We start from the raw sequence: 15,779 nt of genomic DNA, 5'->3' as shown, positions 1-15,779 counted from the left end.
CGTTAACTCACGCGATGCTGCGCAGACCGGCAGCGGTTTGCGGGAAGGGAACAAAGCCCGGCAGCGCTTCGATACGGCGTAACAGCGCATTGACCGCCGGATAGCCAGAGAGATCCACATTGCCCTCCGGCGCGCCGATCAGGTAGCTGTACTGCGCGATATCCGCGATGGTCGGGCGATCGCCCACCAGCCATTCACGCCCGGTAAGATGTTGTTCCATCAGCGCCAAAATGGTGTGCGCACGGGCGATCACTTCGTCAGGGTTGAACGAGCGGCCAAACACGGTAATCAAGCGTGCCGCGCAAGGGCCATAAGCCAGTTCACCTGCCGCGACAGATAACCAGCGCTGCACCTGCGCCGCACCCAGAGCATCTTCAGGTAACCACTCACTGCGGCCTGATTTTTTCGCCAGATAAACCAGAATGGCGTTGGAGTCGGAGATATACACGCCTTCATCTTCCAGCACCGGCACCTGACCGAACGGGTTGATGGCGAGAAACGCCGGGGATTTGTGTTCACCGTTAGCGAGGTCTACATCAATCACCTCGTGTGGCAGGTCAAGCAGGGACAGGAACAGACGTGCACGGTGCGCATGACCAGAAAGCGGGAAGTGGTAGAGTTTCATCATTAATGTCCTTTAGTGGTGGATGGGGTGATCCCAAACGCTGTCTAAAGGTTGTCATAGCCTGTGTCGCGGCAGAATAGCCGGGTTTGCGAAGTCATTATTGCGGAAAATGGAAGAATGGCGGGCAGTGCTGATACACGGCGGCCCTGCAAAATCGTTAAACCTATTTGCAGGGCGCGCAGTCATGCGTATCGCTATTGCCGCGAGGGGTTGGCCGGGAACTAGGAAACCACCGCACTCCCTGCCACAGCCTGAGCCTGCTGTTCGCTTTGCTGTTCTTCGCGCTGTTTCAAACGATCCCATACACGGAAGAATGGATAGTAGATCACCATCGAGATCGCCAGGTTGACCACCTGTAACACGGTGCCGGAAATGTGCCCGCCGGTTGCCAGATAGCCGCTGACAAATATCGGCGTGGTAAACGGCAAAGCGATCCCGGCGGGTGGCGCGACTAATCCGGTCGTCATGGCCGCCCAGGAGACAATCACCAGCACTACCGGCGTCAAAATAAACGGCAGGAACAGATAGGGGTTCATCACCAGCGGAATACCAAACACCAGGGGTTCGCTGATATTGAACAAGGCGGCGGGTCCGGCAATCTTACCCAGCTGTTTCATCTGGCGGCTGCGTGAACGGATCAGCATAAAGATCACCAACCCCAGCAAGGCACCGGTGCCGCCGGGCGCAATCCACAAATCATAAAACTGCTGCGTGAAGATGTGCGGGATCGGCTGGTTATGCTGGAACGCTTCCAGGTTTTCACTCATGTTGGAGAGCCAGACCGGCTGGATGAACACCAGCACAATGGCATCGCCGTGCAATCCCAGTGTCCAGAGAATGCCAATCAACAGCACTGAGAAAATCATGCCCGGCAGCGTGCCGCCTACGTGGTGCATCGGCAGCCCAATCACGGTGGCGATCAGGTTGTTGATGTCACCAAACGGCGAGGCTTCCACGGCCAGACGGATGATCAGCACCACCGCCAGCACGCAAAAGCCGGGCACCAGTGCGAGGAAGGATTTGGCCACCGCAGGCGGCACACCTTCCGGCATCTTGATCACCAGATTGCGGTTATGAACGAAGCGATAAATCTCTGTCGACATCAGCGCAATCACAATGGCCACGAACAAGCCCTGGCTGCCAATCATCGAGATCGGCAGTACGCCGGTCACCAGCTGTGCGGGCGCATTTTCCACTGGGGCAAACAGTGTCTGCTGCGGAATGGTCATCACAAATGCCACTAACGCCATGGCGCCGCTGGTGAGCGGGTCCAGCGTGCGGTACTTCTCCGCCAGACGGTAGGCGATGCCGAAGCTGGAGATCAGCGCCATGATGTCGTAGGTGGCACGCACCGGATAGAGCAGTTTGTTGCGCCAGGTGTCGCCAAACAGATCCGCCATCAAGTGGCCCCAGGCTGGGATGGGCAGATAGGCGAAAATCAGGAAGAAACTGCCAATCAGCATAAACGGCATATTGAGAATGATGCCGTCACGCACCGAAAGCACATGTTTCTGGCCCGCGACTTTCAGCGCTGCGGGCAACACATAACGTTCAATAAAAGTACGGTTGGACACAGGGCCTCCTCAGGCTCAATGGCGCAACGATATGATAATAAGCGGTCCATTTGCACCTTCACTCGCGGCGGAAAAATCGCGCCGCCAGCGTTAGTGCAGGTGACCTTACATTGCCAGATGCCTTCAATTGCGTAGCGGCACGGTTTATCGGGCATATCGGGAACCGCATGCTCGCGATTGCACCGCTACGGCGCTATTGAGCCGATGAGAACTGCGGCAACCACGGTTTGTTCAGGGTTAACACTTCGTCCAGCAGGGCTTCCGCTGTCGTGACATCACCCACCAGAGGGTTGCCCAACAGCGCCAGCAGCGCCTGATCCCGGTCACCGTGTATTGCCGCTTCAATGGTTAAGCGCTCGAAGGCTTTAATCTGCTGCGTCAGACCGTGCATCAGCGGCGGCAACTCGCCAAACACCAACGGGTGCGCACCCTGGGCATCCACCAGGCAGTTCACTTCCACCACCGCGTCATCGGGCAGGCCGTGAATTGCGCCGTTATTGCGGCAGTTCACCACCAGATTCTTGCCGCTGTTGTTGTGAATCGCGCTAATCAGCTCGACCGCCACTTCAGAGTAATAGGCGCCACCGCGGAAGCTTAACTGCTCGGGCTTGTGCGCCAGCAGCGGGTCGGCATACAACGCAAACAGCTCGGCTTCCACCTTCATGACCTGCTCAGCGCGGGTGCCTTCGTGCCCGTTTTTGGCTTTCTCCTGTTCTTCAGCCAGCATCTGCGGCGTCTGCCAGTAGTAGCGATGATACGGACAAGGAATGGCATTCAGCGCGCGCAGGAACTGCGGCGACCACGGCATATCTCTGATGTTGTTCATGGTCAGCGACTGGCCATCACACAGTTGATCAATCACCTGTTTGGTGACATCTTCGCCACGACAGGTGACCTGATGCACCCACACCAGATGATTGAGCCCGGCAAAGCGCAACTGCACATCATCCCATGGCGCGTCGAGCATACCGGCAATCATATGATGCATATTCACCGGTACGTTACACAGACCGATGATTTTGGTGTTGCTGTAACGCGATACCGCTTCAGTGACGATCCCGGCGGGATTGGTGAAGTTGATGATAAAGGCATCGGGCGCCAGCTCTTCCACTTTCCTCGCCACGTTCAGCATCACCGGAATGGTGCGCAGGGCTTTGGCAAAACCGCCCACGCCCGTGGTTTCCTGGCCGAGTCGTCCATATTTCAGGCCAAGACGCTCATCGGCTGCGCGCGCCGCCAGCTGGCCGACGCGCAGTTGGGTCAGCACGAAGTTCGCACCGCGAATCGCATCATCCAGCTCAAAATGGACGCTGACGTTGACCTGCTCTAATCCCTTCTTCTGCAGCATCCGGCGGGTGAGGTCGGCAATAATATTCACTTTCTCGCGACCCGATTCCACATCCACCAGCGCCAGTTCAGTCACAGGCAACTGCGCATAACGGTTGATGATTCCTTCCACCAGTTCCGGTGAATAGCTGCTGCCACCACCAATAATTGCCATTTTAAGCATCGCTTCCTCCTGCCGCAGTACGGCGATAGAGTTCAATGATTTCGCCTGCCAGATCCTGCACCAGCATGGCATTCATCAGGTGATCCTGGGCATGTACCAGAATCAGAGTGACAGGCAGTTTGCCGCTGCCCTCATCGAGGCTGATCAACGCCGTTTGCTGCTGATGCGCGCCATTGACGCTCTCTTTGGCCGCTATGAGCTGCTGCTCGGCGGCGGCAAACTGGCCTTCACGCGCCAATCGCAGGGCGCTCAGTGCTGCACTGCGGGCAGCACCGGCCTGCACCAACAGCAGCATGATCTGTTCTTCAAACTCGATAACCACTTCCTCGGACATGCAGAATCCCCCACAGCACAAGGCCGTGTTTAAATCGGTCAGATTGGATAAAACGGGGGTATTACGAGGCGTGTAACGCTAGGGCGGTATCCAACACCTGTTCACCACGCATCATGCCGTAATCCATCATGTCGATTACGGCGACAGCTTTGCCCTGCGGCTCAGCGATGGCAGTCAGGCGGGCGGCTTCAAATTTCACCTGTGGGCCAAGCAGCACCACATCGGCATCCGGCAGGATGCGCTCGAATTCCGCTACCGGCACCGCTTTGATATCTATCGTCAATCCGCGCCCCTGAGCAGCGCTCTGCATTTTGTTGACCAGCATGCTAGTGGACATGCCCGCAGCACAGCAAAGTACGATACGCATATGATTTCCTCCTGTGATTTGTCGGGGCCATTTAAGACCTGGGTTGGAGGCGGTGTAAATACCCTCTGGACAGACGATTTTCTGATGAATGAATAATTAATGTCTTAAAATTAATGGTTTACATGATGATTGTTTGTGAAAATATTTTTCACGACTGTGATCGGTGCTGTAATTTATCGTTAACATAAGTGGGATTTGACCCTTACAGCGGTGAAATCGCTGAAAAAAAACTCACACTGAAAAATATTTTCATGCATGATGAGTGTTCGCAACGAGAGGATGTGGTGAGCGGATGGATATTGTCTGGCAACTGCGGCAGCAGTCGGCACGCGCGGATGCGCCTGAATCTAAGCTGGCGCGTTTTATTCTGGAAAACCTGCATGTCAGCACGCAGGCGACAATGGAAAGTCTGGCAACGCAGGCAGGGGTGAGTCCTGAAGTCCTGCGCCGCTTTGCGGTATCGGCAGGTTGTCGCGATTTGGATGATTTTCTACATCAGGTGCGCAAAGCAGGGCAGCAGGAAGGGGCATTTATCGATGTCATTCGGCAGCGCCAGTCATCGCTGAGTCAGCAGGAAAATCGTGTTGCAGTGGCGATCCTCAACGATATTGCATTTGCTGCTTCGGCCACCATCGAGCAACTAGCCGGGCGCGCTGAGGTCAGTGCTGCCACCATCACCCGTTTTGCCCGTTCTGTGGGTTGTGAAGATATTCGGGAATTGCGTATGCGGCTGGCGCGTGCCAGTTCTGTGGCTTCGATCCCAACCGCGCAGGGTATTCCGCAGCTGGAGGCGATACATCAGGCGCTGGCACAGCAGTGGTCATTGGCGGAAACGGCCACCTGGGAGCGGGCAGCACGGGCGTTACGCCAGGCGCGTAGCGTGCTGTTGATTGGTGCGGCAGGACAAAACACGCCGCTGGTGGCTGAAGTGCACCAGCGATTAACGGCGACGGGTCTGGCACTGGCATGGATTCAGGATGATAACCTGCTACGTATGACGTTGAGCCGATTACAGCCGGATGATTTGCTGCTGATCCTCGCGCCGGATGCGGTGAACAGCAGCGTGCTCAGTGCCGTACATCACGCACATATCCAAAAAACGGCGGTCATTGCGATCTGCCCAACCAGGCTGGATCTGGCGAGTCAGGCCGACATTTGGTTGCCGCTGCCGGATGATCCACAGGCGCGCAGCTATGGCACTCTCTGCGCGTTGGATCGGCTGGAAATGGCGCTTACGTCATTTTAGCGCGTAGATTTCTGACATCAGCGTGCTGCCATCTTGCAGCACCACTTCAACGGGTACACGCTGATAGCCTTCGCCTTCAAACTCATCAAGCATTGACCAGTTTGCCGGAAGATTTTCCGAACTGAAGACAAAGCCGTTGACCTGCGTGCCTTCAGCAGAGAGTTCAATACCTGGAAAACCCATCGCTGCGCCCCAGCCTGCTTCACGCAAATTGCCGAGCACATAACCTGGCTGCCAGCTTCCGCCGATATTTTCCATAATATGTGCATTAGGACGGCCGGGACCGAGCGTGCCGTAAACGAAGAGACTATGCATTAACTACCTCAGCAATAAGGGAAAGGCTTTGAATCTATCGCGGGAGGCGAGGTAAGCCAATGGCGTGTAACGTCTGCCCGTTTGTTGTTGAGTAAAGCAGACGTTACAGTCACTTGATTTACAGGTAATTCAGTATGAAGGTGGCGGTCGCCGTGAATTGTCCATGTCCAATTCGTCGGTTAAGGATGGCATCGGGCTCTCCCTGCACATAGGCCTGGAATGCCAGCACCATATTGCCTGCTTGTAATGCTTTTGCCGGGGCAGGTTTATTAATTTTCACGGCAGATCCATCTAAACCCTCAATGCCGATGGCAACACCACGTGCTGTGCTACCCGCATCAAGGCGCAATAATCCAGGTAACGAGAAATTCTCTGTGCCTTGAAACGTTACTTCGACTTCTTTAAATACGCTGACATCGCAGTCTTCTAAATGAATAAGCAACGGACGACTGGGGGTGCGGGTGTAGCGATAAAGAAACTTATCAATGACCTCTTCAAAATCAAGTTTAATTAAGTCGTCACCCGGCCGTATAAAACAAGGTGCATCGACAAGGCTGCCACGCATAATGAGGTTTTCCGCGGCCTTGACCGCAGAGGATGTGAGCATTCCACAGCTTAACGTGAATAGGATGCTTAACAATGTGATGATTCGCTTCATGGTTAATCCTATTGGTAATCTGCAATGATTGTGGCTCGCGACGTAAAGTCACCGGCATCGGGCAACGCTGCTGGATTAGCAACAGGAACAACCGTTAAGGTGGGGGGGCGCAAAAGGTTGATGGCAATATATTGGTTTATACGCAGCGGAGAACCATTCTGCTCAACCCTTATTCCCAAACCACTTTTGTTAGTCACAACGGCGGTGTTATCAAAGCTTGCTGGCGTTCCTTGCACGCTTAAACGAACGCTTCCGGTACCCGTGCAGGCCACTGAATAAGGCACGGGACGACGGTATTTATCGCCATCGATACCACGAATAATTAAGGTGTCGAAATCGATGGTAATCGTTCCGCCGCTATTTATTTCGCAGGGAATAGATTCCACAAGTGTGCCCTTAAAGGTGACATCTGTTGCTTGTGCTGATGGAAGCGCCATATATAAACAAGCCAATAACATTGCCTGCTGTCCTTTAAGGCATTTGACGTATCTCATTGTTCTTCCCTATTGATACTCAACCAGCAGCGTTGACGTCGCGGTAAATGTCCCACCTGTGACAGCACCGCTGCGATTTTTGACTAATACCGCGCTAAGTAACGGTCTTGCGGGGTCGGTGAAGTTATGCCAACTGTTAACCGCCATCTTGGTACCGTTGCTTTTTAATTCAATCGCAAGATTGGCTTTACTGGTACCCAGGACGGTGGTGTCGAATGAGGCACCGCCTCCGCGTAATTGCATTTTTAGCGCTTTTGAAGTGGCTGCTGAGCAATCAAGTACATAAGGTATTGAGCGTTCATAAATCCGGCTATCAATTCGCGAAATAATAATGTCATTGCCAAAGTCGATCGGTATATCCCGATTACCATTAACGATACAGGGCGGCGCTAATACTTTGACCTTCACCGTGGCGGTGGTTGAAAATGCTTGCACAGAACCGGTCAAAGGAATAAAGGCGAGTGATATCGCCAACGCGCTGCTTAAAAGCAGCGCATTTGTTCTTTTGTTTGAACGTGAATTAATCATAATTCAACCTAAAATTCACATTGGCGGAATAACTGCCGGCGCGCAGATTATCGCGTGTGCGCTCTGGAGCAATGTAATAGATCACTACGTTGCTGGCCGGTTTCAATGTTAGCGGTTTACCCTTTTGCCCAAGCACGACGTTTTGGCGAAACGCATCTTTCAAGCGCAATCCCATGCCGTCCACGCCCTGTGCTTTTATCAGTTGCGGGTTCGCATCATCTTCAATTCCGGTAAACGTAAAGGATGCTGCGGGCTGTGAGGCACTCCAGACTAAGTTTCCTCTCACATCACGGTTTGCCGATGACGTGCGCAGGCAGTCATGCAAATAGAGTGCAACGGGGACTAAGTTGCCATTATCACCCGGAAGCTTTAGCTTGCCCGTGGCAATATTACCTAAGTCAACAGACTGATCGGCTGAACGCATATCCAGCCGGCAGGCGCTTTCGGTTAAAGTGCCGTGAGCACGAATAACACCGTAGTTGCCATCCACCAGGCCATCATCGAAACCTGCCTGCGCCATTGAAGAAAATAGCAATGCGCAGGACAGCAATGCGGATCCCTGAATCTTTCTACATCCCGTTACTGAATGTGCAGCGATGATTATCTTTCGCATCTGATCACTTCCCTGATTATTTTGGCGTTGCGCGTTTGCTGGTATCAACAGTGCAAACATTACCGCTGCATTTAAAAGTCAATGCGGTTTGTCCGCCGTAATCATTGACGTAAACCAATACCGGCGTTGGGCCTAACGCTGCGGCGCTCCCGCCTAATTCCGCCTGACTCTTTGGTGAAACCATCAATGCATCAAATCCTTTAATAACATCGCCTTCCTTTTTCGCGCTGGCACCAATCAACGTGACGTAATAAGGCGTCGGATTGATAACGGTATATTTATCACCACTTTTACTTAGCGTGATTTTTTCCTGGAATGGCGACGCATGTTGTGCCGCCGCCGCTTCTGCTAATGCAGCAGGGCGATAAAACATTTTGATGCGTGTTTGCAGGGCGATTTGTAATACATTGGGCTTATCACTTTTTGGTGGTATCTCTCGCAGGTTGAAATAAAACAGTGATTCCCGATCTTGTGGCAGTTTTTTAAAGGCTTCAGAAGAGGAGAGAGCCTGAATTTTAACCTGGCTTTCTGCTTTAGGCTCGATGCGTTGTACTGGCGGAACCACTGTTAATGGGCTGCTGTTATCCAGTTTTTCACCTTGCTCATCCTCCAGCCAGCCCTGAGCGAGATAAGGTAATTCGGTGTTTTGGTTGCTGACGGTCAAACTCACCGATTTCTCTGAGCCGGGAAAAACAACGCGCGTTCTGTCCAATGAAATGGCAGCGGAAACCGAGTGAGCAATAAAGCTCAATGCTGTTGCAGTGAAGACGTTAAGTAATATTTTTCTTTTCATCATTGACCTACAGAATAAAATGACTGGTTTATGTTTATTTATAAGCTTGCGATTTCTTCGCAAGGGAGTAATAGATTGTTCATCATATTTTCAGGCAGATTCTTTGGCAGAGAAATTTTACATTGCTCTGCATTATTCCAACGCACCGTCATGCTATCGCCTGCATTGATTCCGCTCAGATACACACTGCCATCATCATTAACGATGCCCGTTTCCTGGTTTTTTATATTCAGCACGGTGGCCCCAAACGGCGGTGCACTGCCATCAGCCAGGCGTATCACCGCCATGGCTTTTTCACCGGAGATGACTTTGAATTTACGATAGCCAATCGCGCCTTCCGTCAACGTACCTTGCACCACGGATTGGCTGGCTTCGACGTTATCTGCCAACTTATCGAGGTTGATTCGCACGCTGTTGCGGTAGTAACTACTGACATCGCTCACCACAGCGTTACCGTAACGGTTGGTGTAAACCGGATTGCCATAACCGCCGACAGGCACACCGGCAACGCCATCGGTGTCCACTAACATCCTTGTCCCGCCCATAATATTGCTGCGATGTAATGCACCGCCTTTAGGGGTAAGCGTTGCACCACCCTGCATGGAAACACCTAAGGCGCTGTATTGACCTTCGCGATAGCTGGCCGAGGTGTTTACCTGTGCCAGCGTGCCGTTATGGGTGTAATAGCCACTCAGATCCGCGCCCTGGCGAGCCACTCCGGCACTCACCTGATATGAGTCCGACTCGCCCACGCGGCTGTAGTAACTCGCACTTTGACGGTTATCCCCTTTGGCATAGGAGCCGTTGTAACTCACTGTTCCGGAGGCGCCCCAGGGCAATGACAGCGACATATACATGCCGTCATCATTGGTGTTATTGAATTTGTTGCGATAGGCCGTCAGCGAAAGACTCAGGTTTCTGAAGCGGCCAAGATCGAAATATCGAGAAAGTGATAAGTCATAGCGATCGTTAGCTGGCTGGTTCCAGTACGTCTGATGGTTGTAATTCAAATACGCGGTCAGATTCAGCGATTCAAATTGTTGATTCAGCGAGATGGTGTACATCTCTTTGCTGCGCCCAGCGGTGATATCGCCATCCAGTGAATCCAGGTATTCGGCCATGGAACGGAAGCCGCTATCAGAAAAGCGATAGCCAGCGAACGTCACCTGACTTCCGGTTTGATCAAAACGTTTGGCGTAACTCAGGCGATAAGACCCTCCGCGCTGCGTATCCTGAGCCGGTACCTTAGCTTGCGACATCGTGACGTCTGACGAAATAGCGCCAAATGCCAGCAGATCACGGCCTACACCAACGGAAAGGGCATTGTAATCTTCTCCGCCAATGCCGCCGCCATACAGTGACCAGCCATTACTCACTCCCCATGAAAGCTCACCGGTGGCAAACATCGGGCCATCGACACGGTGCTTCCAGTCCGATGGTTTACCCACGGCGGTTTTAAAACGCATTTGTCCTGGTCGGGTGAGATACGGAATGGTGGCAGTGCTCACCTGATATTGCTTTACGCTGCCATCCTGCTCTTCAACGCGCACATCGAGATTACCGGACACCGCACTATCAAGATCCTGAATACGGTACGGACCCGCAGCGACCTGAACCTCTTTGATAATGCGGCCTTGCTGGCTGATCGTAATCCTGGCATTACTGTTTGCGACACCGCTGACTTCAGGCGCATAGCCACGCAAGTTGGGAGGCAGCATGTTGTCATCGGATACCAGGCTGAATCCGGTAAAACGGAAGCTGTCAAAGATTGCCGAGCTTAGGTAATCCTCACCCATGATAAACCTGGCGCCGAGTTTGCTCAGGGCGCGATATGCGTAGAATCGGCTCCAGTCCCAGCTTCGCGTTCCCGATTCGTGATTATTGCCGCTGCGGCGATCGTAGCGGGCCTGCCAATCTGCGCGTACACGCCAGGCGTCAAAGTTGGCGCCCGTTGTGCCGTTACCCGATAAATTGGTGCCGCTTCCGCCTCCAGCCCCGTTTTGCTGCAAAGATTGCAGGCTGAGGTTGTAGTCAAATAACGCTCCGGTAATGCCTTCTTCCCAGCGAGCAGGCGGATCCCAATAGGGGCTGCTGTACTCTAAATAAGCTTGTGGAATACTGACGAACAGTGCTGACTTGCCTAAATCACCACGAGCTTCCATACCCTTTATGCTGTCCAGATTGAGACATTGCTTGTTATGCCACCACGTGAGGCCCGCCAATGCGGTCTCTTTCAGGCCAAACTGTTCCACCATCTCCGGTGAAATGCAGGCTACGGTCTCATTAACGTCATTCTCTGCGGGATAAAAGTGAATCTGACGCTCAGGCAATGTGTTCGCATTAAGATTAATCGCGAGGGTATAGGCTCCCGGTAAAATAAAGCCCTTACGCGAAAACTGGCTTAAATCGATATTGCTTCGATCTTTGAGATCAAGGACATCTGTATTGAACTGCACATCACTGGCAGCATTAGAGTTCGATAATTTCCCGATGAATAATGTTGTCCCAACTGCGGTGATGAAAAAAAGAGAAGCCGCATTGCGCGGAAAACGTAACAGCATGATGGCGTGCCCCGTTAGTTATAATCTATTCTGAAACGGATAGTTAATTGATGATCGCCAGCTTGTAATATTTCCTGGTTACCGACTAAGTTAAGCGTGTACTTAAGGTGCATATTCTCAGCGATTAGATCGCCATCAGGCAGATGTACACCTGGCGTTGCAATATTTCCATTAAGATCGCTTATTTTGACGGAAACCCCGCTAGCTGTTCCTGCTGTTTTGAAGTGGCCTTTGTCATTTTCACCATCAAACATGACTTTAAAGTTTTTCCAGTCTGGCTTACTTGGATCCAGGCGGGTCAGGACGCAACCAAATAAACGAATGGAGAATTCTTTTTTCGGCCCTTGCCCATCCCTGATAATTTTACTAATTGGATGGTTTCCCATATACAGGGTCTGATCGCGATCGCCAACTTCAATTGCACAAGGCGTTTCTACAATTGAACCTGACATATTTACACGACCAAAACCTTCGTTATTCGCGAAGGTGAGTTGGGGTGTGCCCAAAGTGCTGCACAATACCAGGAATGGGGCCGCATAACGTAATAATAAGGGCTTCCAATACATCAATATGCTCCAGAATACGGTACAGATTAAAAAACCTGCGACAGGCACGCCGCAGGTAAATAGATAATGCGTATTATTAGATGTAATTCAGTACAAAATTAGTTGGAACCTGGAAAGTGCCGGGTACGATTGTGGCAAGTGCACCACCGCCCTTGACACTGGCTGCAAAGGCCAGAGTGTTTTTACCATTAATGACTGTCTGGCCCGTAGTGGCGGTATTGAGTTTAACTTTGGAGCCATCACCGGCGGTAAGAACAATCGATGCGCCACTTGCATCGCCGCCCACTAAGGCCAGACTTTCTGCATCATGTGGGGAGGCCGTACCTGTAAAGGTCACGGAAACTTTGTCTTTAGTGCCTGGAGTAGTGATGACGCAATCTTCAAGTTCAATGTGGAAAGGCTTAGGGCTGGAAGAACCGGTATTGGCGTTGGCTGCCAGTGCCACATTTGAAATAGCACCAAGAGATACCGTTTGATCCAATGAACCCGGTGCAATAGAGCAAGGTGCATCAATAATCGAGCCGGTAAAGGTGACTTTACCTGTGCCTCCTGCAGCGTAGACAGACGAAGCGGTAAACAGGCTTAGCATAGATAAGGCAATAATACTCTTTTTCATTTAATGTCTTCCATTTGGTTTAGTACCCATATTTTTTATTATTGATAAATATGGTGTTCACTAATATTGCATCAGGCGCATGCGCGATGATTTACGCTTTTGATTTGATAAAATATTAGTATTTGCACACTGCTATCAGGTGCTCCTGGAACATGCAAATACAGATCTGCATGTTTCATTCTGCTCAGCCTTTTATTTATTTTTAGTGGCGTCGTTGGAGGGCATTATGGAGGGAGGGTTGCTTGATGAAAATAAGATTTGTTTTGTGTTGGTGTAGTGAGTTAATGGGCTATTTGTCAGGGATGTATTACATGTGAAGAAATAAGGGGGCTTTCTTAGGGTTTTGAATAAGAGTGAACGATGGAACCCATTGATAAAAACTATAACATTGCGAAATGAGTGTTACTGTGAGCAGTGTCGTAATTATTACGAGAGTAATTAATGATTATTGCTAATAATATAAAAATATCTTCACTTGCTGAATCTTAACAGGAATGCCCACACCCATACCCCCGTGTGGGCAGAGTGGCTGTTATCGGCTCAACACCTGCGCACCGGCGTTTTTCTCCAGCCGCCAGACATCGAACAGAGACATCAACACCAACAAAGCCACACCCGCGAAAGCGATACGAATATCGCTCTGTTGAATGTTGGCATGCTCCTGCCACAGCATCGAACCCCGCAAGAACAGAGCGGCTAATGCAATGCCGGCGCTCATGCTGAACTGGAAGAAGATGCTGAACACCACGGAGGCATCACTCATTTTGGCTTGAGGCACATCAGCAAAGCCTAAACTGTTATAGCAGCTGAACTGAAGCGAGCGCGATAACCCGCCAATAAAAAGAATCGCAGCAATCGCGAAATAGCCAAGGGAAGGACTGAGCAGCAAGCAGCCCAACATCGCTGCCAGACTGATGACGCCATTAACCATCAATACCTGGCGGAAACCAAAGCGTTTCATCAGCCAGGTGGTGGCCGGTTTCATTGCCAGATTCCCGGCAAACACCCACAGCACCATGGCACCCGCTTGTGCCGCGCTCCAGCCGAATCCCAATTGGAACAAAAGCGGCAGAAGAAAGGGCACAGCGTTGATTGATGCGCGGAAAAACGAACCACCCACCACCGCGTTGCGGAAGGTGTTAATGGTGAGGGCACTGAACGGCAGCAGCGGTTGCGGATGGCTGAAGCTATGACGATAGGCCAGAATGCTACTCAGTATCCCGACCAACAACAATGGGATACCGAGGCTGAGATGCATTTGACCGAGGGCTTCCAGCGCGATAATCAACGCGGTACAGGCGGTGGCCGTGAGGACGAAACCTCGAACATCAAAAGGGCGTAACTGCTCTGATTTGAACTGCGGCACCAGATAACCAGTGGCGATAATGGCGAGGATACCGAGAGGAATATTTAGCCAGAAGATCCACGGCCAATGCCCGTAAGTCACAATCAACCCACCCAGTGGCGGGCCGAGTACGGGGGCGATCAATCCTGGCCAGGTAATAAAGGCGATGGTTTTCACCATGTCTTTCTTTTCGGTGACGCGTAGCACTACCATGCGCCCCACTGGCACCATCATCGCGCCGCCGATGCCTTGCAAAATACGGCTCAGGGTGAACATCGGTAAGGTGTCGCTGAGGCCGCACAGCACCGAGGCGAGGGTAAAGATCAAAATGGCGCAAGCAAACACGGTACGTGCGCCGCAGCGCTCCGCCAACCAGCCACTCATGGGAATACCTACGGCGACAGCCAGTAAATAGGCACTGACTCCCACATTCAACGCCACCGGGCTGGACGTGAAATCCCGTGCCATTTGTGGGATCGCAGTGGTAATCACCGTGGCGTCGAGGTTTTCCATAAAGAAAGTCACTGCGACTAGCAGTGCCAGCAGCATGGTGTGATGCAGCTTAGTGCCAGGTTGTGTCATAACGTCCCTGAATATTCGATAAATTGCGCGAGTGAAGGTGTATTATTTTTGAGCACAACTGTGTCACTTGCAAGCAACATATTGTGAAAAACCCGGCGGTTGCCGGGTTGCGAGGGGGACTATAAAAATATGAATTATAAAGTGAAAATTGTTAGAGAAGATTTATCACAATCGTACCGCTGCCGCTCTTGTCGCCAGGCGTTGGATTGGTCGCTTTGAGCGTAGAGGCGATAGTATGGGCTGACGTACCGCTGGGTAAAGAGATCGTTCCAGAACTGCGGCCATCAAAGGTGAGGGTTGATGTCACCCCCCCCCCCCAAATTGATGGTGCCGCCCAGGCTTGCAATGGTGGCAGAGGTTGCCCGATTGCAAATCACATTGATTGAGACGCTATCCTGTTTGCCGTTAACCTGGCCCGCTTGCAGTGTGCCATGGTCGATATTTGCTGAACCTGAAAACGAACAACTGGTGGGTACGGGAGGAGCGGAGGCCGTCCGGCAAAAGGTACCGGGCTGATTTTGATAATCAGTGCCGCCGGGGAAGGATGCGCTGGGTGCACCAGCGCCGCCAACACAAACTTCATAGGGCGGCCCTCCATGAACATAATAATCAACCGTACCGCTGCCTGGATGCGCCCTTAAAAATGCGCTGTTGGCCTCCGCCCAGGTCGCCCTGGGGGATACGGAAACGTAGCGCACGGCTCTTACGGAGCGCGCTGAGCTGCCAGAATAATCAATGATCCAAATGCCAAACCAACACGCCGTCCCCCCCATTCGGCAAATGGGTCCAGTGGTGGGGTTTCCACCTGACGTGCTGCTATAGCCAAAGGTCACCGTAAAACTATTATTGTGCGAGGCACTGGTGATGGATATGACAGCATGAGCGCTGAATGAAGAGAGTAAGAAAATGAGGGAAAATAAAAAGGGTATTTTTTTCATTTTAATCCTAGTTAAAATTTAAATAAGTTATCAATATGTTGATATTTTTTTGATTTTTCGGGGGGGGTATTTAACTGATTTATTCTGGCGGATTTCTATTTATCAATCTGGCAG

Annotated in this window: 17 protein-coding genes; 1 reads left to right on the top strand and 16 read right to left on the bottom strand. The window is 51.7% G+C overall.

Annotation, left to right across the window (positions count from 1 at the left end):
• Nucleotides 1–7: 7 nt before the first annotated feature.
• From ACCW76_RS03865 to ACCW76_RS03845, 5 genes are all read right to left on the bottom strand, one after another.
• Nucleotides 8–625, bottom strand: a complete 618-nt coding sequence (locus tag ACCW76_RS03865; protein ID WP_436337899.1) for a glutathione S-transferase family protein — start codon at nucleotides 623–625, stop codon at nucleotides 8–10.
• A 221-nt stretch (nucleotides 626–846) separates the two neighbouring features.
• Nucleotides 847–2,199, bottom strand: coding sequence for a PTS cellobiose transporter subunit IIC (celB, locus tag ACCW76_RS03860; protein WP_436337803.1), 1,353 nt, complete (start codon nucleotides 2,197–2,199; stop codon nucleotides 847–849).
• A 193-nt stretch (nucleotides 2,200–2,392) separates the two neighbouring features.
• Nucleotides 2,393–3,709, bottom strand: coding sequence for a 6-phospho-beta-glucosidase (locus ACCW76_RS03855; RefSeq protein WP_436337802.1), 1,317 nt, complete (start codon nucleotides 3,707–3,709; stop codon nucleotides 2,393–2,395).
• Nucleotides 3,702–4,043, bottom strand: coding sequence for a PTS lactose/cellobiose transporter subunit IIA (locus ACCW76_RS03850; RefSeq protein WP_436337801.1), 342 nt, complete (start codon nucleotides 4,041–4,043; stop codon nucleotides 3,702–3,704). The genes ACCW76_RS03855 and ACCW76_RS03850 overlap by 8 nt, the downstream gene beginning before the upstream one ends.
• A gap of 61 nt (nucleotides 4,044–4,104) precedes the next feature.
• A complete protein-coding gene (locus ACCW76_RS03845) occupies nucleotides 4,105–4,410 on the bottom strand; it encodes a PTS sugar transporter subunit IIB (RefSeq protein ID WP_200536693.1) in 306 nt (101 codons plus the stop codon).
• 292 nt (nucleotides 4,411–4,702) lie between these two features.
• Here ACCW76_RS03845 and ACCW76_RS03840 point away from each other — a divergent pair, with 292 nt between their 5' ends.
• Nucleotides 4,703–5,656 (top strand): hypothetical protein, encoded by a 954-nt coding sequence (locus ACCW76_RS03840; RefSeq protein WP_436337800.1) that lies wholly within the window; start codon nucleotides 4,703–4,705, stop codon nucleotides 5,654–5,656.
• On the opposite strand, the gene ACCW76_RS03835 is transcribed toward ACCW76_RS03840, so the two are convergent.
• The 11 genes from ACCW76_RS03835 to ACCW76_RS03785 form a co-directional block, all read right to left on the bottom strand.
• The gene (locus tag ACCW76_RS03835) at nucleotides 5,648–5,971 is read right to left on the bottom strand and encodes a gamma-glutamylcyclotransferase family protein (RefSeq protein ID WP_038644788.1); all 324 of its coding nucleotides are present in this window, start codon (nucleotides 5,969–5,971) and stop codon (nucleotides 5,648–5,650) included. The genes ACCW76_RS03840 and ACCW76_RS03835 overlap by 9 nt on opposite strands.
• A 118-nt stretch (nucleotides 5,972–6,089) precedes the next feature.
• Nucleotides 6,090–6,629: a fimbrial protein gene (locus ACCW76_RS03830; protein WP_436337799.1), complete on the bottom strand. Its 540-nt coding sequence runs from the start codon at nucleotides 6,627–6,629 to the stop codon at nucleotides 6,090–6,092.
• An 8-nt stretch (nucleotides 6,630–6,637) separates the two neighbouring features.
• Complete coding sequence (locus ACCW76_RS03825; protein WP_045814757.1) at nucleotides 6,638–7,123, bottom strand: fimbrial protein; 486 nt, start codon at nucleotides 7,121–7,123, stop codon at nucleotides 6,638–6,640.
• 9 nt (nucleotides 7,124–7,132) lie between these two features.
• Nucleotides 7,133–7,651 carry a fimbrial protein gene (locus ACCW76_RS03820; RefSeq protein ID WP_052059356.1) on the bottom strand — a complete coding sequence of 173 codons (519 nt, stop codon included), beginning with the start codon at nucleotides 7,649–7,651 and terminating at the stop codon, nucleotides 7,133–7,135.
• Nucleotides 7,644–8,264, bottom strand: coding sequence for a fimbrial protein (locus tag ACCW76_RS03815; RefSeq protein WP_436337798.1), 621 nt, complete (start codon nucleotides 8,262–8,264; stop codon nucleotides 7,644–7,646). The genes ACCW76_RS03820 and ACCW76_RS03815 overlap by 8 nt, the downstream gene beginning before the upstream one ends.
• A gap of 16 nt (nucleotides 8,265–8,280) precedes the next feature.
• Entirely contained in the window at nucleotides 8,281–9,057 is a 777-nt protein-coding gene (locus tag ACCW76_RS03810; protein WP_436337898.1) for a fimbria/pilus periplasmic chaperone, read from the bottom strand.
• A 38-nt stretch (nucleotides 9,058–9,095) separates the two neighbouring features.
• Nucleotides 9,096–11,618 (bottom strand): outer membrane usher protein, encoded by a 2,523-nt coding sequence (locus ACCW76_RS03805; protein ID WP_436337797.1) that lies wholly within the window; start codon nucleotides 11,616–11,618, stop codon nucleotides 9,096–9,098.
• A 14-nt stretch (nucleotides 11,619–11,632) separates the two neighbouring features.
• A complete protein-coding gene (locus ACCW76_RS03800) occupies nucleotides 11,633–12,184 on the bottom strand; it encodes a fimbrial protein (protein ID WP_436337796.1) in 552 nt (183 codons plus the stop codon).
• Between the two features lie 76 nt (nucleotides 12,185–12,260).
• A complete protein-coding gene (locus tag ACCW76_RS03795) occupies nucleotides 12,261–12,800 on the bottom strand; it encodes a fimbrial protein (protein ID WP_436337795.1) in 540 nt (179 codons plus the stop codon).
• A gap of 532 nt (nucleotides 12,801–13,332) precedes the next feature.
• Nucleotides 13,333–14,727, bottom strand: a complete 1,395-nt coding sequence (locus ACCW76_RS03790; protein WP_436337794.1) for an MFS transporter — start codon at nucleotides 14,725–14,727, stop codon at nucleotides 13,333–13,335.
• A 284-nt stretch (nucleotides 14,728–15,011) separates the two neighbouring features.
• The gene (locus ACCW76_RS03785; protein WP_436337793.1) at nucleotides 15,012–15,665 is read right to left on the bottom strand and encodes a hypothetical protein; all 654 of its coding nucleotides are present in this window, start codon (nucleotides 15,663–15,665) and stop codon (nucleotides 15,012–15,014) included.
• Between the last annotated feature and the right edge of the window lie 114 nt (nucleotides 15,666–15,779).

Source organism: Pantoea sp. C8B4 (assembly GCF_051336905.1).
Taxonomy (GTDB): Bacteria; Pseudomonadota; Gammaproteobacteria; order Enterobacterales; family Enterobacteriaceae; genus Pantoea; species Pantoea rwandensis_B.
This window is presented reverse-complemented; position numbering and strand designations above follow the sequence as displayed.